The organism is Pectobacterium wasabiae CFBP 3304 (assembly GCF_001742185.1).
Classification (GTDB): Bacteria; Pseudomonadota; Gammaproteobacteria; order Enterobacterales; family Enterobacteriaceae; genus Pectobacterium; species Pectobacterium wasabiae.
In genome coordinates this window covers 2,018,329-2,043,829 of record NZ_CP015750.1, presented here as the reverse complement: position 1 = coordinate 2,043,829, position 25,501 = coordinate 2,018,329, and the positions used below count along the sequence as shown (strand labels likewise).

Sequence of the window (25,501 nt, the reverse complement as noted above, 5' to 3'; positions counted from 1 at the left end):
GGGCAGGAAATATGGAAAAGGTAGTGATTGTTGATGCCGTTCGTACACCGATGGGCCGCTCCAAAGGCGGCGCTTTCCGTCAGGTGAGAGCCGAAGATCTGTCCGCGCACCTGATGCGTAGCCTATTGAGCCGTAACGCCGCGCTAGACGCCCATGAGATCGACGATATCTATTGGGGATGTGTGCAGCAAACGCTCGAACAAGGTTTCAACGTGGCTCGCAACGCGGCTTTGTTGGCTGAAATCCCTGTGAGCGTACCCGCTACGACCGTTAACCGACTCTGTGGTTCTTCTATGCAGGCGCTCCACGATGCCGCCCGTGCGATTATGGTTGGCGATGCGAACGTCTGTTTAATCGGCGGCGTTGAGCATATGGGGCATGTGCCGATGAATCATGGCGTCGATTTTCATCCGGGATTGAGCCGCACTATCGCTAAAGCAGCGGGAATGATGGGGCTGACGGCAGAAATGCTAGCACGTATGCACAATATTAGTCGTCAGATGCAGGATCAATTCGCCGCCCGCTCACACCAGCGAGCTTACAACGCCACCCAATCTGGTGCATTTCGTCATGAAATCGTCCCCACGGCAGGCCATGATGCAGACGGTGCACTGCAACGTTTCGATTATGATGAAGTGATTCGCCCGGAGACTACCGTCGATAGCCTTGCCGCACTCAAGCCGGCATTCGATCCGGTTAACGGCACGGTGACAGCCGGGTCGTCCTCCGCCTTATCCGATGGCGCATCGGCCATGTTGATCATGAGCGAATCCCGCGCCGCATCGTTAGGCTTACCGGTGCGGGCACGTATTCGGGCTATGGCCGTGGTGGGCTGCGATCCTTCAATTATGGGGTACGGTCCCGTCCCTGCCACCAAACTGGCGCTGAAACGAGCAGGCTTGAGTCTGGCTGATATTGGCATCTTTGAACTGAATGAGGCATTCGCCGCCCAAACGCTGCCCTGCATTAAAGATCTGGGTCTACTGGAACAGCTCGATGAAAAGGTCAACCTAAACGGTGGAGCCATCGCGCTGGGTCACCCGCTCGGCTGCTCGGGGGCGCGTATCTCCACCACGTTGATTAATCTGATGGAAAACCGTGACGTTCAGTTTGGCGTAGCGACGATGTGCATCGGGTTGGGGCAAGGTATTGCAACCGTGTTTGAACGCATTTGAGCAAATTAATTGCTAACGATACCACGGTAATCCATAGGAATTTCACAACGCAACCGACTGACGGTGACACTGCATCGTCTATAAACAAGAGCGATAGAACATTCTATCGCTCTCGCTATTTTACAACTTTATATCCTGACCGATTTTTTTAATCTCACTCTGACTAAAACCAATACTCACGCTCTCACCCGTATCCTGCAAAATTTTCTGAGCAATCAGGCGGGTAATCGGCAATATAATAGTAAAGTGATCGCCATAAGGTATGCTGTGGGCATAAAAAGGAACGTGTGCACCTGACGCATTATCCTGCATCGTCTCTAATTCTTCATCCCAATAAGATTCTTCGCCTTCAAAATAAAAGGTTGGGGATTTTATATGGGTAATAAAGGTTCGCGGCGAGCGTAAATAGAATTCTTGAGGGTTACGTGTATTAAATGAAGGACCAACCGCTGTCGGACCCGCATCGAGTCGTACTTTCAAATCAGGAATACCTCCCAATGAAAAAGCGGCTCGGAAACCGGAACGATATTCATTAGCTAATAAGGCCATGGTTCCACCCGTGCTGTGACCCGCAACATAAATACGTTTAGGGTCGACATAAGGCAGTTTAGCCAGATATTCCCGCGCAGCGTGCAGATCGTCAACTTCCCCATAAAACATTTCAAACTTGCCGGGGTTATCATTCTCACCGCGCCAACTCGGGACCATCATAATAATTCCCGCTTCCCGAAAGGCTCGCGCACTTTGATCGTTATCCTCATCCTGAGGCTCCCAGAAAAAATCACCGATACCACCATACCCACCATGTGCCCAGACAACTGCGGGATGGCGCTTCTCATCCTTAGGATCGGGAGAAATATAGGCAACGAGTGGGCCGACCGCAGAAGGGTAGTGAACGGTATTGAAGATCTCCTTCGGCGGAACATCCGCTTTTCCATCAGGCTCCAACGTATCCATCACTAACTGCGTGTGAAATCCTTTACGGGCTTCAGATAAATCTTTATCACTTAAAGGGTAGCCGAATGCTGCTCCCATCCCCCCCAAAAAACTGATAGTTAAGAATAGATTACTTATTATTTTTACGTTCAACTCAATTTCCTTTTGATATAAAACACAACAGAATGCCATTGGCAGAGGATGAATAAAGCAAAGAAACCATCCACAGCCGATATGACATTAAGTTATTGATAACATTAACAGAAGAGATATTACATAGAAACAAAACAGATAAACCACGCTGCCATCGATAAGGATGGCAGCGACCTTCACTTCCGCTCAAGAGTGAATAAAAAACACGAGCAGGCAGTAAATACCAATCCGTCAAATAAACGAAAATGCATCGCTGAACATATGAGCTGCCAGCGCACCGCGCTCGTTACAAAAACGCTCACGCGCAATTTTCGCCATCTCAAAACGCCCTGCGATATAAATATCCTGTTCCGCCAGTGAACCGTAATCCTGCAAGACCGCGCTCAGAACCGTGCCCGTTCTACCAGTCCACCCTTCTTCTGGCTGCTCGACGACGGGCACTACACGCAGATTAGGGTGCTTGGCCACAAAACCTTCAAGCTCTGTTAAATCGTACAGATGCTGGGATTCACGTCCCCCCCAGTAAATGGAGATATTGCGATCGGGTTGCTGCGCTAGTGCGGTCAGCAGGATAGAACGCACATACGAAAATCCGGTTCCACCCGCAATCAACACCAGCGGGCGCGTACTCTCTTCTCGCAGCCAGGCCTCGCCATGCGGGATATCTACCGTCAGGTTTTTTTCCTTGTGAATGCGTTCCATCACGGCCATCGCGTAAAGGTTCAGTTCGGACGCCCCAATATGCAACTCAATAAAACCTTTATCCATCGGGGTCGATGCCAGTGAGAAAGGACGTTTATCTCGATCGCCCATCACTACCATCAAATATTGGCCAGCCCGAAAGGAAAAAGGCGCTTCAGGTAACAAACGAACGCGATAAACCGTATCGGTTATGGCTTCGACCGAAGTCACTTTACAGCTCAATGTTGTCATGCATTCCCTCTATAGGGTCATAAAAGCAAAACTGAGAACAGAGCAGCAGCCGTTAGCGCCGAGGCTCTCTGTCACTAAAAATGGCCAATTCGTCCCATATTTCATCAATACGGGCGCAAACCTGCGGGTCTTTCTTGATGGGGTGTCCCCATTCACGCTGCGTTTCACCAGGCCATTTATTGGTCGCATCCAGACCCATTTTTGAGCCCAGACCAGAAACCGGAGAAGCGAAATCGAGATAGTCTATCGGCGTATTTTCCACTAATACCGTATCGCGAGCCGGATCCATACGCGTGGTAATCGCCCATATCACGTCTTTCCAATCACGCGCGTTGACGTCATCATCGCAGACAATGACAAATTTCGTATACATGAACTGGCGTAAAAAAGACCAGACGCCCATCATGACGCGTTTGGCATGGCCCGCGTACTGTTTCTTCATGGTAACGACCGCCAGACGGTAAGAGCAACCCTCCGGCGGCAAATAAAAATCGACAATCTCAGGAAACTGCTTTTGCAGGATCGGTACGAAAACTTCATTCAACGCCACGCCCAGTACCGCAGGCTCATCCGGCGGCCGCCCCGTGTAAGTCGAGTGATAAATAGCATTCTGGCGTTGAGTAATATGCGTAACGGTAAAGACCGGAAAGTGATCGACTTCATTGTAATAGCCGGTATGGTCACCATACGGCCCTTCTGCCGCCATTTCCCCGGGCTCAATATAGCCTTCAAGAACAATTTCCGCACTGGCAGGGACTTCCAAATCGCTCGACAGACATTTAACCACTTCCGTCTTATGCCCACGTAATAAGCCCGCAAAGGCATATTCTGACAACGTGTCAGGCACTGGCGTCACAGCACCGAGGATCGTCGCTGGGTCAGCCCCCAGCGCGACAGCGACTGGAAAACGTTGCCCCGGATTTTCCTGACACCACTCCTGAAAATCCAGTGCGCCGCCGCGATGAGATAGCCAGCGCATGATCAGTTTGTTTTTACCCAGCACCTGCTGGCGATAGATCCCCAGGTTCTGCCGTTCTTTATGCGGCCCGCGCGTCACGGTGAGTCCCCAGGTAATAAGCGGCGCGGCATCTTCCGGCCAGCACTGCATCACTGGAATGCGTCGCAGATCAACATCATCGCCTTTCCAGACCTGCTCCTGACACGGCGCAGAAGACAGCCGTTTTGTCGGCATATTCAGTACCTGACGGAATTTCGGCATTTTATCGACCAGATCGCGGAACCCCTTAGGCGGCTCAGGCTCTTTCAAAAATGCCAGCAGCCTGCCAACGTCTCGCAATGCGCTGACCTCTTCCTGCCCCATTCCCAATGCAACACGCTTCGGCGTGCCAAATAAATTGCACAGCACCGGCATGTCATAGCCTTTGGGGTTCTCAAACAGGAGGGCTGGACCTTCCGCACGCAGCGTCCGGTCGGCAATTTCCGTCATTTCAAGGTAGGGATCGATGGGCTGGGTAATGCGTTTCAACTCCCCTCTCTCTTCCAGCAGTGAGAGGAATTCGCGTAAGTCACGGTATTTCATGCTATTCATCGGGGGCAGTCTATCGTTCTGGCTATTATAAAGTCTCTTAGCCAGCCTGTCGCTTCCCGCAATGCCTATTTATGTCAAGAATCCAATCACCATCAAGAATCCGCTCGCCATCGTGTGATAACAAAAATATCTACCGAAAATTTTTTATCCTTGCTCGCTTTTGTTATGCTTGCACGTCGGAATCATAAGTCTGCGAAATTATGGAAGCTTGGTACTTACTGTATTGTAAACGTGGTCAACTGCTGCGAGCGAAAGAGCATCTGGAACGTCAGGATGTCACCTGCGTGAGTCCGATGATCACGCTAGACAAAATTGTTCGTGGTAAGCGAACGGAAGTATGTGAGCCGCTATTCCCGAACTATCTGTTTGTGGAATTCGACCCCGAGCGCATCCACACCACCACCATCAGCGCGACGCGTGGGGTGAACAGCTTTGTGCGATTTGGTGCACTGCCAGCGACCATTCCGCAGCAGGTTATTGATGAACTATCACTTCGCCCCATACAGAAGATCATCGACCCGTTGACGCCACAGCCCGGTGATAACGTAGTGATCACCGATGGTGTCTTCTCTGGTCTTCAGGCTATCTACACCGAACCTGATGGTGAAGCCCGCTCAATGTTATTGCTGTGTATGCTAAACAAGCAGGTCAAACACAGCATAGATAACCGAGAATTTCGTAAAACCTAGTCCAGCACGCCACCTTCTTCGCTCTACCCGGCGCGTTTGTACTACGCCGGGTGAGAACAGGCTTAGCGTTGCATATGCTGATCGTGCAGCCACTGTGCGACACGCTTAGCGAAATAGGTCAGCACACCATCTGCACCCGCGCGTTTAAAGCACAACAGAGACTCCATCACCACCGGCTGCTCCTGCAACCAACCGTTCTGAATCGCTGCCATGTGCATTGCATACTCACCAGAGACTTGATAAGCAAACGTCGGCACGCCGAACGTCTCCTTGACGCGACGAACCACATCTAGGTAAGGCATCCCCGGTTTGACCATCACCATATCCGCGCCTTCCTGCAAATCCTGTGCAATTTCCTGCAAGGCTTCATCGCTATTGGCCGGGTCCATCTGGTAGGTTTTCTTGTTGCCGCCTTTCAAATTACTCGCTGAACCCACGGCATCACGGAAAGGCCCGTAATAACACGATGCATATTTAGCTGAATACGCCATGATCTGGGTATTGATCAGGTTTTGCGCTTCAAGGGTGTCGCGGATAGCACCGATACGACCATCCATCATGTCGCTAGGGGCAATAATTTCGGCTCCAGCCTCGGCGTGAGACAACGCCTGACGCACCAAAATCTCTTTGGTGACGTCATTAATCACATACCCCTCTTCATCAATAATTCCATCCTGCCCATGTGTGGTATAGGGATCGAGCGCCACATCCGTCAGCAAACCTAGTTCAGGGACAGCATCTTTCAACGCGCGGATCGTGCGCGGAACCAAGCCATTCGGGTTATAGGCCTCTTCGGCATAGAGTGATTTTTTATCCGCTTCAACAACGGGAAACAGTGACAGCACCGGGACGCCAAGCTTAGCGATCTCTTCGGCTTCTTTCAGAAGCACGTCGACAGTCATCCGGTATACCCCCGGCATTGAGGGAACTTCCTGACGATGATTTGTCCCTTCCATCACGAAAACGGGATAAATCAAATCATTCACCGTCAGTTGATTTTCAGCAACAAGACGACGGCTGAAATCATGGCGGCGGATACGACGCATACGTCGGCCAGGAAACGTGCCGGGAAAAGCATTGCTCATGTCATTATTCTCCTGAATCAGGCCAGCCGGAAAATCCGGCGGGCATTTTCATCTGTAATCTGCCCCAACCATGTGGCATCTTCTCCACGCCACTCCGCAATCTGGCGAATAATATGGGGCAGATAACAGGGTTCGTTACGGCGGGATGCTGGTTTAGGGCGTAAATCCCGGGGTAACAGATAAGGTGCGTCGGTTTCCACCAACAGCCGATCGGCAGGGATATGTGGCAGTAAAGCGCGTAGTTCAAGCCCACGACGCTCATCACAAACCCAGCCGGTAATGCCAATCGTCAAACCCGCCGCCAGACACGCATCCAACTCTTGGCGATTACCAGTAAAGCAGTGAACCACAGCAGCAGGTAACTGATTCAACCACGGCGTCAGCAGAGAGATAAAACGGGGATGTGCGTCGCGGCAGTGAAGGAAAACTGGCATGGACAGCTCAGCAGCAATCGCCAATTGTGCGCTGAACGCCCGCTCCTGTTCTTCTGGCGTCGAAAAGTTACGGTTGAAATCCAACCCGCATTCGCCAATGGCAACCACACAGGCAGCATTTGCCATGTGATGAATCTGTTCGGCGATATCACCATTCCACTGGCTTGCATCATGCGGATGAACACCCGCCGTTGACCAGCAATAATCGGGATAAGCTTGCGCCAGTAACATTGCCTGATGGCTTTCCTGGGCATTGGTTCCCGTGATCAAGATGCCACTGACACCCGCTTGCTGTGCCCGGATGACGACCTGTTCCCTGTCTTTTTCAAACTGGGAACTGGTTAAGTTGACACCAATATCAAACATGACTTTCACTCTGGCGAATAAAAAAATAAGACCTCTCAAAGAGAGGCCATTTTACCGTCCTACCGCAGGTAACCGTGAGTGACTACGATAGCTCTTCGGTTTCGGTTCTTCGGCCTTTACCAACATAAAACCGCGCGAAGAAGACGCCGATTTCAAACAGCAGGTACATCGGAATAGCCAACAGTGTCTGTGAGAAAACGTCCGGCGGCGTTAGCAGCATCCCGACAACAAATGCACCCACCAAAATATAAGGGCGCTTTTTCTTCAGATCTTCTGGCGTCACCACACCACTCCAGCAGAGCAACACAATGGCAACTGGCACCTCAAACGATACGCCGAACGCCATGAACAGCGCCATAACAAAATCGAGGTAGTTATTGATGTCTGTTGCAATCACCACGCCAACAGGCGCAGTTTTCGCAAAAAAACCAAACGCTAGCGGGAACACCACAAAGTACGCAAACGCCATACCCGAATAAAATAGCAGGCTGCTGGATACCAGCAACGGCATCATTAAGCGACGTTCGTGTTTATACAGGGCAGGAGCGACAAACGCCCACACCTGATACAGCACCAGTGGCGCGGCAATAAACACAGAGACAATTACCGTCAGCTTTATCGGCGCGAAGAACGGTGAAGCAACATCAGTCGCGATCATATTGGCGCCGGCAGGCAATTGCTCGATGAGTGGTGCAGAAACCAGTTGGTAAATGTCATTGGCAAAGTACACCAGCGCAATAAATACCGCCAGCACACAGATAATGCTGTTGAGTAGTCGCTTACGTAGCTCAATAAGGTGGCTAATTAGCGGTTGAGTATCTTCATCGGCCATAAACTAAAGACTATCGCTCGGTTGGCGGGCAGAGACAGCAGAAGACTGGGACTGCTCAGGTTTGACATTATCGTTGCCGACAACTTCATCACGTGTAGCGTTACGGCCATCATGGTGATGTTCAGAAGCAACACTGTTTTCAGGCTCAGGCTGGCTGACTGCCGAACGTACCGTGGTTTCCGTTTCAATCACCCCATCGTAAGCGGCTTCGGGATCGCTCAGTGGGATGTGGCGCTGCGGTTCCATCGCCGCACTGTGAACGTCTGATTTTTTGGGATCATCTGATTTTACGAGACCCTCTGACGTTTGCGGTAACGATGTTCCGGTATAGCCACGTTTCATCGCCTCTGCCGCCTCTTTGAGTTCATCCATTGAGGCTTTCAACTCAGGCGACAGATTCTGCAAACTGGCATTTTCGACTTTCTTCAAGCTTTCCTGAAACTCCTGGAGTTTCAGTTCCTGAGCCAGTTCATTCTGAACCGTAGACGCCAGCGAACGCAGCGTCCTGATCCAACTTGCAACCGTTCTGACTGCCACGGGGAGACGCTCCGGCCCGAGAACAATCAGGCCGAGAACCATCACCAATAGCAATTCACCAAAACCGATATCGAACACAGATTACACCTGCTCTTTATGCTGGCTCTTCGTATCGCCCTGCTTGACGTCTGCCTGGTTATCAGCAATAGACTTGGTAGAGAAATCAGCATCTGGCGGCGTTTTGTCTGCGCTCGTGGACGGCTGTTCGTCACCCATGGCTTTCTTAAAGCCTTTGATTGACGCACCCAAATCAGAACCCAACGTTCTCAACTTGTTGGTTCCGAAAAGTAAAATGACGATAACTGCGATAATCAACAGGTTCCAGAGACTAATACCACCCATAACATTTACCTCTTTTCAAAAAGGGGAACGACAGAATTTTCGTTATTATATCGGGTAATTCTGGCGTGCATCATGATCTGCTTCAACGAGTTCGACGCCAACCGATAATCCAGGCAACAATTCCTGCTGCCATCAACCCTGCGGGAATCATATCAGCTTCAACACGGCTGACCAGTAACACCGTACCACTGATTAGCAGGGTTGCGCCAATACCCAAAAGATATCGCGACTGTCCTTGACGAGCCTGCTGCGTTTTCAGCTCATGTGCCAGCTTATCGACGCTTTGCTTTAACATCTTATGTTGACGCAGCCCATCATAAAAGAGTTCAGGAAGCTCCGGCAGTTTCTCTGCCCAGAACGGCGCCTTTTCTTTTAGCGCCCGGAAAACCGCAGGTAAACCGACCTGTTGCTTCAGCCAGCTCTCCAGGAAAGGCTTAGCGGTTTTCCACAGATCGAGCTGCGGATAAAGCTGCCGACCAACACCTTCAATATACAGCAGCGTTTTTTGCAGTAACACCAACTGAGGCTGTACTTCCATATTGAAGCGACGCGCCGTATTAAACAAATTCAACAATACATGGCCGAACGAAATTTCCGCCAACGGCTTCTCGAAAATCGGCTCACAGACAGTACGAATAGCAAACTCAAAATCTGCAACGTTGGTATCTGCGGGCACCCAGCCCGAATCTACATGCAGTTCGGCAACTTTGCGATAATCACGGTTGAAAAAAGCGATGAAATTCTCGGCCAGATAGCGTTTGTCTTCTTTATTCAACGAACCGACGATACCGCAATCAATTCCAATATATTGCGGGTCTTCCGGGTGATCATAGCTGATAAAGATATTGCCGGGATGCATGTCCGCATGGAAGAAACTATCGCGAAATACCTGCGTAAAGAAAACCTGAACACCGCGCTCTGCCAGCAATTTCATATCCGTTCCATTGGCTTGCAGCGCGTCAACATCAGAAACAGGAATGCCGTAGATACGTTCCATGACCAACATGCTTTCTCTGCAATAGTCCGAATAAATTTCCGGCACATACAGCATCGGGCTGTTCTCAAAGTTACGCCGCAGTTGGATGGCATTTGCCGCTTCTCGCAGCAAGTTCAGCTCATCGAGCAGTGTTTTTTCATATTCCAGCACCACTTCGCGCGGGCGCAGACGGCGACCATCCGGCAACAAGCGAGGCAACCAGCCAGCCAGCCGTTTCATCAGGCGCATATCTGCCCTGATGACAGGTAAAATATCCGGGCGGATCACCTTGATAACAATCTCTTTTCCCGTACTTTTCAGCCGGGCGGTATGAACCTGTGCAATCGAAGCAGAAGCCAACGGTTTGATATCAAAATCGTCAAACCACTCTTCAAGAGGGATCCCCCCATTGACAGCTCAATCTGCTCACGCGCCAGTTTGCCATCAAACGGCTCAACCTTATCCTGCAACATTGCTAACTGATCGGCGATAGCGGGTGGGAACAGATCGCGGCGCGTCGACATCATTTGCCCGAACTTAATCCACACCGGCCCCAGTTCCTGAAGCGCTAAACGCAGACGTTCCCCTAAAGGCATGTTGCGGTGGCGATTAGGTAACCAGAACAGCAAGCGACGGCCCGCGCGCAGTGGAAACGTCAGACGCATTTTAGGAATGAGTTCGTCCAGACCATAGCTCAACAACACACGCACAATGCTGTAAAGGCGGCGTAATTCACTGGGCGTCATCGTAAGGTCTCCAGTTTCGCCAGCCGTTCGGACAACACATCAACGGATTTATCCAGCGCAACAATTTCCTCGAGGAACCAGGCGTTTTCCAGTTTTCCCGGTGCCAGTCGCCACTCTTCCGTTAACGTCTCGGAAAGAAAATGTTGCTGCTGATGTAATGACCGTTTCAGGAACCCCAGTGTTTTCTGCGCCGTCTGGCTAAGGCCCTGAGCAACGATATCGCCCAGATAAGGGGATAGCCATTCCGCCGGATCGAACTCCGCCAGATCGCACAGCACGATGAACTGTTGAACGACTTGAATATCACCTTCAATAACCAGTTCACCGCTACGCATCAGTGACGATAGCTGTTGACGATCGCGTAATTTCATCAGAACCGGAACGCGTGTATTCAGACGACAGTCAGCCAATTCGCCCCACTGGCTAACAACGTCCAGCCGCTGTTCGTTAAACACCAGCACCAAAGGAACATCCAGTTCAGCCAGCACGATCTGGAGTGTTTTTCCCTGTAAGCGCTGACGGGCTGACTTCATGCTCCGATCACAAGAAACCGTGTCGTGAAAAAGCAGCTGATTCAGCGCGGTTTCCAGCGTAGCAGTCAGAAAAGACGTTATCAGCATTGGCGTTTCCAATCAGAATTTAAATCCACGATGCAGCGCAACGATTCCACCGGTGAGGTTGAAATAGTTAACGCTGTCAAAACCGGCATCACTCATCATCCCTTTCAGCGTTTCCTGATCGGGGTGCATGCGGATGGATTCCGCCAGATAGCGGTAGCTCCCGGCATCACTTGCCACAGCTTCGCCAATTCTCGGTAGGATATGGAATGAATACGCATCGTAAACGGTACTCAACTGTTTAATCACCGGTTTGGAAAACTCCAACACCAGTAACCGCCCCCCCGGCTTTAGAACACGGTACATGGAGCGCAGCGCTTTGTTTTTGTCCGTCACGTTGCGCAGACCAAAGGAGATAGTAATGCAGTCGAAGAAATCATCGGGGAACGGCAGCGCTTCTGCATTTGCCTGCACGTAGTTGATGTTGTCGATAATGCCTTTGTTACGCAGTTTTTCGCGGCCCACTTTCAGCATTGATGCGTTGATATCCGCCAGAATAACCTCACCCCCTTCGCCCACCATGCGAGAGAATTTGGCGGTTAAATCCCCAGTTCCCCCGGCAAGATCCAGAACGCGCTGGTTACGTCTTACCCCACTGCATTCAATGGTGAAACGCTTCCAAATACGGTGGATACCAAAGGACATCAGGTCATTCATCAGGTCATACTTTGCTGCTACAGAATGAAAAACCTCAGCCACCATGACTTCTTTTTCATCCCTGGCGACAGTCCGGAAACCAAAGTCGGCCGTATTCTCCTGCTCACTTGCCATCTTATCCGCCTACTATTTCAGTCAAATTTCGGGTCTACCCATTAATGGTGAGAGTGTACCAGACCCGGATAAAAACCCCACTGCACTAATTTCACATAGCATGAGTGCCAAACCCGCGAAATTCATACCTATTTATGCTGTCATATTTCAAGCTGCTTGTGCGTTGGCGGCCCTTCTTCACCTTCCGTTTTTACGGTTGGAGAGCCAGAGTCAGGCGCGGCGGAGCCCAATAATTCATCGTGATCAGTGTGCTCATGAGCCATTGCTTTTTCTGCCAATGACGGGCTGATCGTGCGTTTAATTTCTACACCCAGCGCGCGGAACCCTTCAGCCTGACCAATAAGGTTACCACGCCCAGAAGAAAGTTTATTCATCGCCTGACGATAAGTGCCCTGCGCTTTATCCAGACTCTGCCCCAGAGATTCCATATCATCGACAAACAGCCGCAGTTTATCGTATAGCCGTGAGGCTTTTTCGGCGATCTGCTGTGCATTGCGGCTCTGTTGCTCATAGCGCCATAAATTGTTGATGGTGCGCAATGCCACCAGCAGCGTGGTCGGGCTGACCAGCATAATATTGTGCTTTAACGCCTCATTGATCAACTCGGGCTGGCGGTCGATAGCGACCAGAAAGGCGGGCTCGACGGGAATAAACATCAGCACGTAGTCTAACGAACGCAACCCCGGAAGCTGTTGGTAATCTTTGCTGCTCAACTGCCGAATATGGCTGCGCACCGAGAGCAAATGTTCGTTCAGCGCCGTACTACGCTCTACGTCATCGTCACTATTGAAATAGCGCTCGTAGGCCACCAACGACATCTTGGCATCGATCACGACATCTTTGCCCTGCGGTAAACGCACGATGACATCCGGTTGCAAACGGCTATTTGTCCCCGTTTGCACACTGACCTGAGTTTGATACTCATACCCTTCTCGCAGGCCAGAGGCTTCCAGCACGCGGCTTAACACCACTTCGCCCCAGTTACCCTGCGTCTTATTATCGCCTTTCAGCGCTTTCGTCAGGTTGATGGCCTCGTGTGCCATCTGCGCGTTCAGTTGTTGCAGATTGCGGATCTCGTGCGCCAGCGTGTGGCGCTCACGCGCTTCCGCGCCAAAGCTGTCCTGCACCTGACGGCGAAATCCATCAAGTTGCTCACGCAGCGGCATCAACAGCTTATCCAGACTCTGTTTATTTTGCTCGTCCACCTTGCGGCCGCTGTGTTCGAAAATGCGGTTCGCCAGATTCTCAAATTGCGTCGTCAACCGCTGTTCGCTGCTTGCCAGCAGCCGCTGTTTCTCTTCCGCCGCCATCCGGGTTTCTTCCAGCCGAATGGTGACTTCACGCAGCTCGGCCTCCTGCGCACTATTGATTTCACGCAACGCCCGCAGTTCCTGATTTAACTGCGCACACTCAGTGCGAAGTTCACCAAGCTGTTGCAGCTTTTCATGGCTGGCAGAGAGTTGTACGTGAACCGTGCGCAATTCCAGCTCGTTTTGCCGCAGCCGTTGTTCATCCTGCTGCTTTACCTGCTGTTGTTCGCTGAGCGACTGTTGAGCCTGCTGTAATGTCTGTGCCAATAACCGCTGTTCGGTGTCATGCTGCGACAGCTTCTGCTGATGAATCAGGCTGACAATCAACCACCCGACCAGAAGACCCACTACACCGCCGCCTAAACCATAAAATATGCTGATATCCACTGTGCCTCCGCAGGCCTTTCACGCTGTCGGCCAAGGTAAAATGATACTGTATGGATGTCCAGAAACAATTTTGCCGGGGAGTAGGCTGAGCAGAAAAATGCGAGCCGCATTCCATATGAATATGAGCATACGATAATTTGCAGAAGAATCAGGGCGGTAACAAAGAAATCCCCCAACGCGAAGCACCAACGTTGAGGGAACTTAAGGTATAGCTAGACCTACTCCAGTAGTATTTAGCCTAAGCGCTGCTTCGCATCGCTAATGGCTTTGGCAACCTGCTGTGGTGATACGCCACCTTGTGCAGCACGCTTATCCAGACAGGATTGCAACGCCAGAATCGGGTACACATCATCGCCAATCACGGCGCTGAATTTTTGCAGGTCTGCCAGCGGCAGTGCTTCCAACGCTTTGCCCTGACGAATGGCTTCAACTACCGCTTCACCCACGATATGGTGCGCTTCACGGAACGGAACGCCTTTCGCGACCAGATAGTCAGCCAGCTCTGTCGAGTTGGCGTAGCCTTGCTCAGCCGCCTCTTTGCAGCGCGGACGTTTAACCTGAATGCCTTCCAGCACCAGACCCGCCATCATCAGGCAACCGTGCCAGGTATCCAGCGCGTCAAACAGCCCTTCTTTGTCTTCCTGCATGTCTTTGTTATACGCCAGCGGCAGGCCTTTGAGCGTCATCATCATGCCGGTCAATGCCCCCTGTACGCGGCCACATTTACCGCGAATCAGCTCCAGCGCATCTGGGTTTTTCTTCTGTGGCATCAGGGAGGAACCCGATGTCACACGGTCAGACAGCTCGACGAACGCCGCTTCACCGCTGTTGAAGAAGATCAGATCTTCGGCAAAACGTGACAGATGGATCATGCCGATCGAGGCGTCGGACAGCAGTTCCAGTACATGATCGCGATCGGAAACCGTATCCAGACTGTTGCGCGTCGCCGAGGCGAATCCCAGCCAGCCTGCCAACTGTTCACGGTCAATCGGATAGGCCGTTCCTGCCAGCGCGCCACAGCCCAGCGGGCTGACATCCAGACGCTTCAGCGTATCTTCCAGACGGCTTTCATCGCGCACCAGCATTTCATGATAAGCCAGACACCAGTGTGCAAACGTCACCGGCTGTGCACGCTGCAAGTGGGTGTAACCCGGCATTACGGCATCTTGATTCGCTTCTGCCGTCGTGACCAGCGCCTGACGCAACTGGCGTACTGACAGCAGCAGCTCTGCAACCTGCGCCTTGCACCACAGCTTCAGGTCGGTTGCGACCTGATCGTTACGGCTACGGCCGGTATGCAGTTTTTTACCCAAATCACCGACTTTCTCAATCAGGCGCAGCTCAACCCAACTGTGAATGTCTTCTGCATCGCTTTGCAGGATGATCTCAGGATCGGCTTGTACCTCAACTAGCAGCGCATTCAGCGCCTGTTCCAGTTGTTGCTGTTCCTGCTCGCTGAGCACATTGACCGTCACCAGCGCTTTCGACCAGCCGATCGAGCCAACGATGTCCTGTTCCGCCAGACGGTAATCAAACCGCAGTGAGTCATTAAATTGTTTAAAACGCTGATCTGCTGCCTGACTAAACCGACCGCCCCACAAAGCCATAACCCTTACTCCCAAAAATTTAATTCATGTTGGTATGGCATCATGCCATACCCAGAAACGACTTACGCCAGAATACGTGTACCAATCGCCACGCCGTTAAACAGCGCAGGCAGTTGCTCCGCATGACGCCAGCTAGCGATATCAACCGGACGACCCAGCGCACGAGCAGCATCCAGCGCGGCATTGACCTTAACAATCATGCCATCGGTGATGATGCCTTGAGCAATCAACTGCTCGGCTTTCTCTGCCGTCATTTCGGCAATACGCTGGCCTTTACCGTCCAGAATGCCGCTCACGTCAGACAGCAGGATTAAATCCGCGCCCAGCGTTTGCGCCAGCGCCGTCGCCGCCTGATCGGCGTTGACGTTCATCAGATCACCCTGCGCCGTAATACCGATGGAGCTGACGACGGGCAGATAGCCCGCGGAGAGCAGCGTATTCAGTAACGCAGGCGATCCCGCTTCCGCTTTACCGACAAAGCCCAGGGACTCATCTAACTGCGTTACCGTCGTACTACCACCGTCGCCCAGGCACAAGCCCACTGCGTTGATATCGTGCTTCTTCGCCCATGACAGCAGGGTTTTGTTGGCAGAACCGGCCAACGCCCCGGTGATGATGTCGATCTGATCGGCTGGCGTGACGCGCAGGCCGTTTTTCTTCACGACAGGCAGCGACAGTTTCTTCATTAGGTCATCCACCAGGCAGCCACCACCGTGCACAATCACCAGCGGGCGCTGATGCTCCTGACGGTAAGCCACCAGCGCGGTGAACAGACGCTCCAGTGCTTCTTCGCTATCCAGTAAAACGCCACCTAACTTGATAATTAACGGATTCATTATGCTTCACGCCTCGAAATGTCGGGACCAGTAGTGATTAAATTAACGATTGGGTTTCAGGGAAACCAAAACGAATGTTCATGCATTGCACAGCCTGTGCCGCCGCGCCTTTCAATAAGTTATCTTCGGTTGCCACGACGATGAGGTGCTCACCGTCAACCGAGAAGCCAATATCGCAGAACGGCAGGCCAACAACGGATTTCAGCGCCGGGACGCCCTTATCATACAAACGAACCAGCGGCTTATCGTGATAAGCATTGTGATAGGCTTCGGCGACATCCTGCTGGGTGATGCCCGGTTGCAGGCGACAGGTGATAGTTTCCAGAATGCCGCGGGCAAAGTTGCCCAAATGTGGCGTGAAGATCACTGGCGTGCCGAGGTGCGTTGAAATTTCAGGCTCATGACGGTGGTTGAAAATACCGTATGGTTGCAGGCTGACTTCACAGAAACTGTTGGTCATCGATGCTTTACGTCCTGCCCCACTCACGCCGCTGACGGCATTAATCACTGGCCACTGGGCCGGATTCAACAGTTGCGCATCCAGCAGTGGTTTCAGCGCCAACTGTGCAGCCGTTGGATAACAACCCGGCACGGCAATCAGTTGTGCCTGTTTTACGCTTTCAGCGCGCCATTCGGCCAGCCCGTAAACCGCTTTTGCCAGCCAGTCAGTGTGCTGATGTTCAAAGCCATAATAGCGGCGATAAAATTCGGCATCCTGTACGCGGAACGCGCCGGATAAATCAAAAACAGTACAGCCTGCCGCCAGAAAAACCGGGGCCAGATCGTGGCTGACTTTATGGTCGGTCGCCAGAAAAACGACATCCACGCCTTTCGCCGCTTCTTCAACATCGGTCAGCGGTTTTACCGGTACATCGATGATGCCTTTGAGCTGCGGATGTAAATCAGAAATCAATTTTCCTGCATCGACACTTTGCGCAGAAACCATCAAAGCGGTTATGTTCATCTGTGGGTGACGGTTCAGGTAGAGCGCAAGCTCAGCGCCGGTATAACCACTTGCACCAACAATCAGCGTATTCAGCATGGGATCCGTATACCTTCTTATTTATCTATGGAACAGGTAACAGGGTTCACCAGCGTCGATACGCTGTTCACCCGAGAAACTCAGTGAAAGTGACGAATCGTCATCGCCGCACCTTTGGGTTTCCTTTCGCCGAGCAATATTGTATTTTTATTCAAAATAAATGCATGAATATTGATACTATCCTAACCAGAGGCTGTCAACAGTGAAGATGAATTTACCCCCTTTTATTGAGCTATATCGGGCATTGATCGCCACACCGTCCATCAGTGCCACCGACAGCGCGCTCGATCAAAGTAATCATACCTTAATCAACCTGCTGGCAGGCTGGTTCGGCGATCTCGGCTTCCACGTAGAAGTCCAACCGGTCCCCGGCACCCTCAATAAATTTAATATGCTGGCGCGGATTGGTGAAGGAAAAGGTGGCCTGTTGTTGACAGGGCACACCGACACCGTCCCGTTCGACGATGGCCGCTGGACGCGCGACCCATTCACACTGACCGAGCACGACAACAAGCTGTACGGTTTAGGTACAGCGGATATGAAAGGCTTCTTTGCCTTTATTCTGGATGCCTTGCGCGATATCGATCCCACCAAGCTCACGAAGCCGCTCTATGTGCTGGCAACCGCCGATGAAGAGACGACCATGGCAGGCGCAAAGTATTTCTCCGAATCCACGCAGATTCGCCCAGACTGCGCCATCATCGGCGAACCGACCTCGCTGCAACCGGTGCGGGCGCACAAAGGCCACATGTCCAACGCGATCCGTATTCAGGGACAGTCCGGCCACTCCAGCGATCCTTCGCGCGGCGTGAACGCCATTGAGCTGATGCACGAGGCGATTTCTCACTTGCTGGTGTTGCGTAACACGCTACAGGAACGCTATCACAATCCAATTTTCCACATTCCTTATCCCACGATGAACCTTGGTCATATTCACGGTGGCGATGCCGCCAACCGTATCTGTGGCTGCTGTGAACTGCATATGGATATTCGTCCGCTGCCGGGTATTACGCTTAACGATCTCGATGGACTGCTGTCTGAAGCGCTTGAGCCTGTTAGCCAGCGCTGGCCGGGTCGGTTGACCGTCAGCGAACTGCATCCGCCGATCCCTGGCTATGAGTGTCCGCCCGATCACCGTCTGATATCAGTCGTGGAGAATCTGTTGGGAACGAAAACGGAGATTGTGAACTACTGCACCGAAGCACCGTTTATTCAGACGCTATGTCCGACACTGGTCCTGGGGCCGGGCTCGATCGAGCAGGCGCACCAGCCGGATGAATATATTGATACCGCGTTTATCAAACCGACACGGGAACTGATTTCGCAGGTTATTCATCACTTCTGCCACCACTGATCCGACGCAAACGGCCCTGTCAGTCACGCTGGTAGGGCTATTTTGAGACAGCACATGAAAAAGAAAGATTTCATTGCGCAGGATTTACTGAGCAAAATCTATCAGCACACCGATCCGCTGCCAGAAAAGTTACCGCCGGAGCGCCAGTTAGCGGAAGAATACGGCGTGTCGCGCTTCACTATTCGTCAGGCGCTGGAAAAGCTTGCCAGTATCGGCGCGATCCATATGGTGCAAGGATCGGGTAACTTTATTAATCAGGGCGTGCGCAGTAACCCGCTGGTTTATAACTCGATTACCGAAAAGAAATTTACTCAGATTTCATCTCGCCTGCTTAGCCTACATAAACGGCTACCGAACCGAGAGGAGCAGCAGGTATTTGCTATCGGCGAAAATTCGTTCATCTGGGAATTCAGTCGGTTACGTTATGTCGATAACCGCAAAGTACAGATCGAGATCTCGAAAATGCCTGCCGCAGACTTCCCGGAGATGAGTCAGAAGATTATTGAAGGTTCTATTCAGCAGTATGTGCTCAGCAAGGGCTATGCGATTTCACACTATCTGACACATTATCAGGCGGTTAACATCACCAAAGCACAGGCTGAGCTACTGGGTTGCAAGAAAGGTACGGCAGCGATGCATATCCTTAATCGCGGTATTTTACAGGGTGGTCGCGTGTACGAATCGAGCGACATCATCGACATTAACTACGCCTGTACCTACGTCATCCCCTTCAACCGCGATAACCTGACCTTCCGCCAGTCACCGTAAGACTCAAGGCGTATGCATCGTGCCATCCGGCAGGCGGCTTTGCGTCCACTCGTGCGGACGATAGACGACGGGGAACTGCCGTGCCGCGTCCAGATCGATCCCAACGCCGATACCGGGGCGTTCAATCGGATACAGATAACCATTCTCTGGTTCCACCGCCTGCGGGAAAACCTTGCGGGTGTTTTCCGGGTAAGCGACAAACTCCTGAATCGCGGCGTTATGCAGGTGGATATTGAGGTGAATATTGACCGCCGCGCCGATAGGCGTCATATCCGGTGGGCAATGCCACGCCAGCCGAACGCCAAAGTTCTGACAGAACGCGCCCAGTTTCAGCGCTGGCGTAATCCCGCCAATCTGTGAGACATGACAGCGAATGAAATCAACCTGGCGGTTAATCACCAGATTTTGCCACTCGGCCGGGTTGTTAAACAGCTCTCCCGTAGCCAGCGGCACCGCGCTCTGACTGCGGATCTGCGCCAGCCACTCGTTTTGTGCAGGCGGCAAAATATCTTCGATAAAATAGGGACGATAAACTTCTACTGCTTTGGCGAACTGCACGGCCTGATTCGGGAACAAGCGCTCATGAACATCATGTAGGATGTGAAAACGATCGCTGTATTTCTCCCGTAAGGCACGGAACATGGCGAGCGTGTTAGCCATGTACTGATCCTGGTCGTAATAGGCTCCCTCCGTTGGCTGCCGCGTGCTGTGCAGCGTATCGGGATTACCGCCATAGAACCCTAACTGGCAGCGGATATGGCGATAGCCCTGCGCATAAAGCCGCTCTACTTCCTGATACAGTACGTCCAGCGTATCGCTGGCAGCATGGCTGTAAGCGGCAATCGCATCGCGAGATTTCCCACCAAACAGATGATAGAGCGGCATATCCGCCAGCTTACCCTTGATGTCCCACAGCGCCATATCAACGCCTGCAACGGCATTGTTGATAACCGGCCCATTACGCCAATAGGCGTTGACCATCATCATGTGCCACAGATCTTCGATATGGTTAGCATCTCTTCCCACTAAAAGCGGCTTGAGGTACTCGTCCACCATCGCCTTTACGGCTAGCGGACGTTGCTGGAAAGTCGCACACCCATAACCCGTAACGCCTTTATCCGTATGAACCACCACCGTCACTAAATTATGACGGTCGGGGCGGGTAACGAGACATTCAATGTCAGTGATGATTGTCGGCAACACAAAAATATCCTCCGGTGCGCTTACCGAAATAGCCATATCCGGTAAAAAACACAGTCTAAAATCAGTTTCTTTTTTTGTTTTCTACTTATTTTTTCTTTTATTGTAAACCTATTCTTTAAAAGAATTATTTTGGTTTGGAAAACTGGCTAAATTTATTAAAAAACCAGACCAATTACAGAATAACAACAACAAACACCCCCTTTAAGGCTAATCATGTGATGAATCTCATGTTTTATTGGTTTGTTTTTTATTTTTTAATTTCCTACTATCTTAGGAAATAATTCGGCCAGAAATAACATAAGGCGATTTGGGGAGTTTATTCCATGGGAAAAAATGAGGTTATTCAGTCAATCATTAAACTGGTTGGCGGAAACGATAATATAAATAAAGCCTGGCACTGTATGACGCGGCTTCGGTTTGATTTAATTGATGAAAGTAAAGTACAAACCGACGCAATAAAAAACCTGCCTGGGATATTAGGTGCACAACACCAGAGTGAACAATTTCAGATTATTATCGGGCCACAGGTCAATGAATACTACGAACTGTTGAACGCGCAGCTTTCTCCTACCGCCACGGCGCAGCCAGACGCGAAAAAGCAGAAAAAAGGGCTGATTTCACTGTTCATGGATACGGTTTCTGGCGTATTTGGTCCGATCGTACCTGCTATCGCAGGTGCCGGGATGATCAAAGGGCTGCTGGCTGGGCTGATTGCCTTGAAAGTGGTCTCTGCCAAAACCGATACCGTTATCGTTCTCGACCTGATCGCCAGCGGTGTGTTCTATTTCTTACCTTTCTTCCTCGCCATCTCCGCAGCCAGGATATTTAAAACCAGCGAATATCTGGCAGCGGCTGTCGCCGCCTGCCTGATGTACCCGTCGTTGATAGAAGCGGCGAAGGCACTCGCCAGCAATAGCCCTAATGCGGTCAGCGCCTTTTACTTCATGGGCGTACTCCCCATCCCCGTGTTCAACTATGCGGCTAGCGTCATTCCAGTGATTTTCTCCGTGCTGGCGTTGAGCTATATCCATCGTTGGGTCGACCGTATCATGCCTTCGATCCTGAAAACCGTATTTACGCCAACGCTGACGCTGTTTATCGCCGCACTGGTGTCCCTCACGATTATCGGGCCATTCGGGATCTATCTCGGTAAACTGCTGGCACTGTTTATTCAGAGCCTGTTCGATGTGTCGTCTATCTTTGCGGGTTTCGTGGTCGGTGCGATTCGACCTGTCGCGATCCTGACGGGAATGCATCACGCGATGACGCCGATTGCGCTGCAAAACTTCAGCAATCAAGGTTTCGATATGCTGATGCCAATGATGTGTATGGCGAATATGGCCATTGCAGGTGCGACGTTTGCCATCTACTTCCATGCCAAAACCCGTCAGGACAAATCGGTCGTGCTGTCTGCTGGGGTTTCTGCGCTACTCGGTATTACGGAGCCCGCGCTCTTCGGCGTGCTGACCAAGTATAAAAAAGCGTTTATCTCCGCCACCGTTGCCAGCTCCATCGCCTCGGCTTTTATCGCGTACTTTGGTGTCCGGCTGTATGGCTACATTCTGTCGAGTATTTTCAGCCTGCCAGCTTATATCGGCCCGTACTTTAGCTATGCCATCTCCGGTATGGCTATCGCCGTCGTGCTTTCCTTTACTCTGACCTACATTCTGGTTGTCAGAGCCTCCAGACAGGCCGCAATGCCCTGATCCACATGGCAATAAAACAGACGGGTGTTGCGTGATAGCAGTACCCGTTTTTTGCTCGTGTTACGGGCATTTAAGTTTTCTCATGCATATTTTGCATAATCAATGTTAGTAATCACTTACTTACACCCATCACAAAGGTGTACAAATTATCACCTTATTTGTCATTAACCTATCAATACGACACATTTAAATTGGTTATTCCTTTGATTAATTCAGCACTAAGGGAAACTTTCAGCATCACTGCGCATTCTGCGCAACTTCTTGCTCAAATTTGGCTTAAGGAAAACATGACTTAAGTGATTCATCAGCAAAAACAACAGGATAAAAATTGGCATGCGAATTGCTATACAGAACGTGAAGTTATTCAACTCGTTCAACAACAAGGAGCAATACCATGCCAACTCCATGCTATATCAGCATCGAAGGAAAAACTCAGGGCAACATTACTGCGGGTGCTTTCACCTCTGACTCTGTCGGCAACATCTACGTGGAAGGCCACGAAGACGAAATGCTGGTGCAGGAATTCAAGCACGTCGTTACCGTACCAACCGACCCGCAGTCCGGTCAGCCATCCGGTCAGCGTGTACACAAGCCGTTTAAATTCACCGTCGCACTGAACAAAGCGGTGCCGCTGATGTACAACGCCCTCGCCTCCGGTGAAATGCTGCCAACCGTCACCCTGAAGTGGTATCGCACCTCGGTGGAAGGCAAACAGGAGCACTTCTTCTCTACCGTGCTGACCGATGCCACCATCGTGGATGTTAACTGCCAGATGCCACACTGCCAGGACCCGGCCAAGCTGGACTACACCCAACTGATTGAAGTCTCGCTGGCCTACCGCAAAATCGACTGGGAGCACACCGTCGCGGGAACCTCTGGTTCCGACGACTGGCGCGCGCCGGTCGAAGCTTAATCGTTCTGTCTCCAACCCGGCCACCGTGCCGGGTTTTTTGCCTGAGCGGCGGTGTGGGCAGACGCAGACCCCCACTCAGGTATTTCAGTAATCGGGTATTTCAGCAATCACAATAGCGACGTGCCGCTCTGGGGAGATCCAGTGCGTGCGGTAGCCATGTCGGCAGCGAAGGATGGAGGAGAGAACGGATGGCCAACAGTACAGGATTGCAGTTCACTGTAAAGGTCGGCGCGTTGCCGGAAAGCACCTTTGCAGTGGTGGATTTTCAGCTCAGCGAGGCGCTTAACCGGCCTTTCAGCCTATCGCTGAGTTTGGCGAGCGCATCGTCGGATGTGGATTTTGGCGCGGTGCTGGACCAGCCGTGCGAGCTGATGATTTGGTATGAGGGCGAGCTAAAACGCCGGGTCAGCGGGATTATCAGTGGTTTCACACAGGGCGACACCGGTTTTCGCCGCACCCGCTATCGGGCAGAAGTGCGTCCGGCGCTGTGGCGGCTGGGTTTACGCACCAACGCCCGCATCTTTCAGGCGCAGAAGCCAGACGCCATTATCAGCACCCTGCTGGAAGAAGCCGGGATTACCGACTACGCCTTCTCGTTACGCCATGACCATTCCCCGCGTGAGTACTGCGTGCAGTACCGCGAAAGTGATTTGGCGTTTGTCACCCGACTAGCAGCCGAGGAAGGGCTGTACTTCTTCCATGAGTTTGAGGAAGGCAAACACCGGGTGGTCTTTGCCGATGATGCCGGGGCTCTGGCGAAAGGCCCCGAACTGTTCTTCAATCTGGCGACGCAGGGGCTGAGTGAAGGCGAATATGTCCGGCGTTTCCACTATGCGGAGCGGGTGAGTACGGCAGAAGTGGAGTTGAAGGATTACAGCTTCAAGACGCCGGCTTACGGGCTGTCACACAAGAAGATGAGCAGCGAACTGGAACACCAACGTGAAAGCTATCAGCATTACGACTATCCAGGGCGTTATAAACAAGATCCGAGCGGCAAAGCGTTCAGCAGCTACCGGTTGGATGCACTGCGTTCAGAGGCGGTAACGAGCGAAGGCGAATCAAACTGCGCGGGGCTGATGCCGGGCCGTCGTTTCACGTTAACCGAACATCCGAATGCGACGCTGAATACGGTGTGGCAAACGGTGAGCGTGACGCATATCGGGCAGCAGCCACAGGCGTTGGAAGAGGAAAGCGGTGGCGAACCGACGACGATGAGCAACAGTTTTGAAGTTATCAGTGCGAAAAAAAACTGGCGAGCCGTCATGCCGTACAAACCCATGGTGGATGGCCCGCAGATTGCAACGGTGGTAGGGCCGGCCGGTGAAGAAATCTACTGCGACCAGTATGGCAGGATCAAACTGCAATTCCCGTGGGACCGCTACGGCGCAAGTGATGACCAAAGCTCCTGCTGGGTACGAGTGAGTCAGGGCTGGGCCGGCGGCCAGTACGGCATGATAGCCATCCCGCGCATCGGCCATGAGGTGATTGTCAGCTTCCTCGAAGGCGACCCGGACCAGCCGATTGTCACCGGCAGGACCTTTCATGCGACTAATCCAACGCCGTATGTTTTACCGGCACATAAAACGCGTACAACACTTCGTACCGATACGCATAAAGGCAGCGGTTTCAACGAACTGCGCTTTGAAGATGAGGCGACGCGCGAACAAATTTATTACCACGCGCAGAAAGATATGGATGGTGTCATCAACAACATCCACCGACAGAGCGTAGGGCGCGATCAGCATCTCACCGTGGCTCAGGATCAGTTCCAACGCGTAGAACGCCACCGTCACCGCACGATAGGCAAGGATGATTTTGAAAACATCGGTCAGGATCATCATCAGGAAATTGGTCGGAGTTTTATTCAGAAGATAGGTTCTTCGTTCAAGCGCTTCATCGGCGGGGGAGAAGTTACCCAAATCGAAGGGAGCCGTCAGACCACGATGTCCGGGTCTGAAGAGACACTGATCGGCGCACACCAGCATGTTCTGGTGAATACGGACAGCTACCTGAAAGCCGCAGACATTGTGCTGGAAGCGGGACAAGCGCTGACGATTAAAGCGCCTGGCGGTTTTATCAAGATTGATAGCGCGGGTGTCACAATTTCCGGGACGATTGTGAAAATCAACGATGGCGGTGCGGCTGGCGTGGGGACAGCGCCCGTGTCGGTTACGCCAGAAGATCCCACGAAGCCCACCCTGCCCGATGCGCCAGACAGACGATAAGGAGGAACT

22 protein-coding genes and 1 pseudogene are annotated in these 25,501 nt (G+C 51.9%); 7 read left to right on the top strand and 16 right to left on the bottom strand.

Annotated features, from left to right (window positions below; translation table 11 throughout):
• The first annotated feature begins 11 nt into the window (after window positions 1–11).
• Window positions 12–1,175, top strand: coding sequence for an acetyl-CoA C-acyltransferase FadA (fadA, locus tag A7983_RS09235; protein WP_005973449.1), 1,164 nt, complete (start codon window positions 12–14; stop codon window positions 1,173–1,175).
• A gap of 120 nt (window positions 1,176–1,295) precedes the next feature.
• On the opposite strand, the gene A7983_RS09230 is transcribed toward fadA, so the two are convergent.
• The 3 genes from A7983_RS09230 to ubiD all read right to left on the bottom strand — a co-directional run bounded on the left by A7983_RS09230 (window position 1,296) and on the right by ubiD (window position 4,746).
• Entirely contained in the window at window positions 1,296–2,264 is a 969-nt protein-coding gene (locus A7983_RS09230; protein WP_005973447.1) for an alpha/beta hydrolase family protein, read from the bottom strand.
• A gap of 231 nt (window positions 2,265–2,495) precedes the next feature.
• On the bottom strand, window positions 2,496–3,197 hold the full coding sequence (fre, locus tag A7983_RS09225) for an NAD(P)H-flavin reductase (RefSeq protein ID WP_005973445.1): 702 nt from the start codon (window positions 3,195–3,197) through the stop codon (window positions 2,496–2,498).
• 52 nt (window positions 3,198–3,249) lie between these two features.
• Entirely contained in the window at window positions 3,250–4,746 is a 1,497-nt protein-coding gene (gene ubiD, locus A7983_RS09220; RefSeq protein WP_005973444.1) for a 4-hydroxy-3-polyprenylbenzoate decarboxylase, read from the bottom strand.
• Between the two features lie 200 nt (window positions 4,747–4,946).
• Here ubiD and rfaH point away from each other — a divergent pair, with 200 nt between their 5' ends.
• A complete protein-coding gene (rfaH, locus tag A7983_RS09215; protein ID WP_005973442.1) occupies window positions 4,947–5,435 on the top strand; it encodes a transcription/translation regulatory transformer protein RfaH in 489 nt (162 codons plus the stop codon).
• A gap of 62 nt (window positions 5,436–5,497) precedes the next feature.
• Here the strand turns inward: rfaH and hemB are convergent, their stop codons facing one another.
• From hemB to argC, 12 genes and pseudogenes are all read right to left on the bottom strand, one after another.
• The gene (gene hemB / locus A7983_RS09210; RefSeq protein ID WP_005973440.1) at window positions 5,498–6,520 is read right to left on the bottom strand and encodes a porphobilinogen synthase; all 1,023 of its coding nucleotides are present in this window, start codon (window positions 6,518–6,520) and stop codon (window positions 5,498–5,500) included.
• 17 nt (window positions 6,521–6,537) lie between these two features.
• Window positions 6,538–7,320, bottom strand: a complete 783-nt coding sequence (gene tatD / locus A7983_RS09205) for a 3'-5' ssDNA/RNA exonuclease TatD (RefSeq protein WP_005973439.1) — start codon at window positions 7,318–7,320, stop codon at window positions 6,538–6,540.
• An 82-nt stretch (window positions 7,321–7,402) separates the two neighbouring features.
• A complete protein-coding gene (gene tatC / locus A7983_RS09200; protein WP_005973437.1) occupies window positions 7,403–8,152 on the bottom strand; it encodes a Sec-independent protein translocase subunit TatC in 750 nt (249 codons plus the stop codon).
• A gap of 3 nt (window positions 8,153–8,155) precedes the next feature.
• Window positions 8,156–8,767, bottom strand: a complete 612-nt coding sequence (tatB, locus tag A7983_RS09195; RefSeq protein WP_005973435.1) for a Sec-independent protein translocase protein TatB — start codon at window positions 8,765–8,767, stop codon at window positions 8,156–8,158.
• Between the two features lie 3 nt (window positions 8,768–8,770).
• Window positions 8,771–9,031 carry a Sec-independent protein translocase subunit TatA gene (gene tatA, locus A7983_RS09190; RefSeq protein ID WP_005973433.1) on the bottom strand — a complete coding sequence of 87 codons (261 nt, stop codon included), beginning with the start codon at window positions 9,029–9,031 and terminating at the stop codon, window positions 8,771–8,773.
• 82 nt (window positions 9,032–9,113) lie between these two features.
• Window positions 9,114–10,753: pseudogene (gene ubiB / locus A7983_RS09185) on the bottom strand (ubiquinone biosynthesis regulatory protein kinase UbiB).
• The gene (ubiJ, locus tag A7983_RS09180) at window positions 10,750–11,373 is read right to left on the bottom strand and encodes a ubiquinone biosynthesis protein UbiJ (RefSeq protein ID WP_005973429.1); all 624 of its coding nucleotides are present in this window, start codon (window positions 11,371–11,373) and stop codon (window positions 10,750–10,752) included. The pseudogene ubiB and the gene ubiJ overlap by 4 nt, the downstream one beginning before the upstream one ends.
• 12 nt (window positions 11,374–11,385) lie before the next feature.
• On the bottom strand, window positions 11,386–12,141 hold the full coding sequence (ubiE, locus tag A7983_RS09175) for a bifunctional demethylmenaquinone methyltransferase/2-methoxy-6-polyprenyl-1,4-benzoquinol methylase UbiE (RefSeq protein WP_005973427.1): 756 nt from the start codon (window positions 12,139–12,141) through the stop codon (window positions 11,386–11,388).
• A gap of 140 nt (window positions 12,142–12,281) precedes the next feature.
• Window positions 12,282–13,838, bottom strand: coding sequence for a DNA recombination protein RmuC (gene rmuC, locus A7983_RS09170; RefSeq protein ID WP_005973425.1), 1,557 nt, complete (start codon window positions 13,836–13,838; stop codon window positions 12,282–12,284).
• A gap of 233 nt (window positions 13,839–14,071) precedes the next feature.
• Entirely contained in the window at window positions 14,072–15,445 is a 1,374-nt protein-coding gene (argH, locus tag A7983_RS09165) for an argininosuccinate lyase (protein ID WP_005973422.1), read from the bottom strand.
• Between the two features lie 62 nt (window positions 15,446–15,507).
• Entirely contained in the window at window positions 15,508–16,281 is a 774-nt protein-coding gene (gene argB, locus A7983_RS09160; RefSeq protein WP_005973420.1) for an acetylglutamate kinase, read from the bottom strand.
• Window positions 16,282–16,318: 37 nt separating this feature from the next.
• Window positions 16,319–17,323 carry an N-acetyl-gamma-glutamyl-phosphate reductase gene (argC, locus tag A7983_RS09155; RefSeq protein ID WP_005973417.1) on the bottom strand — a complete coding sequence of 335 codons (1,005 nt, stop codon included), beginning with the start codon at window positions 17,321–17,323 and terminating at the stop codon, window positions 16,319–16,321.
• 202 nt (window positions 17,324–17,525) lie between these two features.
• On the opposite strand from argC, the gene argE reads away from it, so the two are divergent.
• Both argE and A7983_RS09145 read left to right on the top strand, forming a co-directional pair.
• A complete protein-coding gene (gene argE / locus A7983_RS09150; RefSeq protein ID WP_005973416.1) occupies window positions 17,526–18,677 on the top strand; it encodes an acetylornithine deacetylase in 1,152 nt (383 codons plus the stop codon).
• Between the two features lie 54 nt (window positions 18,678–18,731).
• Window positions 18,732–19,445 carry a GntR family transcriptional regulator gene (locus tag A7983_RS09145; RefSeq protein ID WP_005973414.1) on the top strand — a complete coding sequence of 238 codons (714 nt, stop codon included), beginning with the start codon at window positions 18,732–18,734 and terminating at the stop codon, window positions 19,443–19,445.
• 3 nt (window positions 19,446–19,448) lie between these two features.
• Here the strand turns inward: A7983_RS09145 and A7983_RS09140 are convergent, their stop codons facing one another.
• Window positions 19,449–20,648: a starvation-sensing protein RspA gene (locus A7983_RS09140; protein WP_005973412.1), complete on the bottom strand. Its 1,200-nt coding sequence runs from the start codon at window positions 20,646–20,648 to the stop codon at window positions 19,449–19,451.
• A 323-nt stretch (window positions 20,649–20,971) separates the two neighbouring features.
• Between A7983_RS09140 and A7983_RS09135 the strand changes: the two genes are divergently transcribed.
• The 3 genes from A7983_RS09135 (at window position 20,972) to A7983_RS09125 (ending at window position 25,492) form a co-directional block, all read left to right on the top strand.
• Entirely contained in the window at window positions 20,972–22,354 is a 1,383-nt protein-coding gene (locus A7983_RS09135) for a PTS transporter subunit EIIC (protein WP_005973409.1), read from the top strand.
• A 394-nt stretch (window positions 22,355–22,748) separates the two neighbouring features.
• Window positions 22,749–23,267: an Hcp family type VI secretion system effector gene (locus A7983_RS09130; protein WP_014700322.1), complete on the top strand. Its 519-nt coding sequence runs from the start codon at window positions 22,749–22,751 to the stop codon at window positions 23,265–23,267.
• A 188-nt stretch (window positions 23,268–23,455) separates the two neighbouring features.
• Window positions 23,456–25,492 (top strand): type VI secretion system Vgr family protein, encoded by a 2,037-nt coding sequence (locus tag A7983_RS09125; protein ID WP_039479422.1) that lies wholly within the window; start codon window positions 23,456–23,458, stop codon window positions 25,490–25,492.
• Window positions 25,493–25,501: the final 9 nt, after the last annotated feature.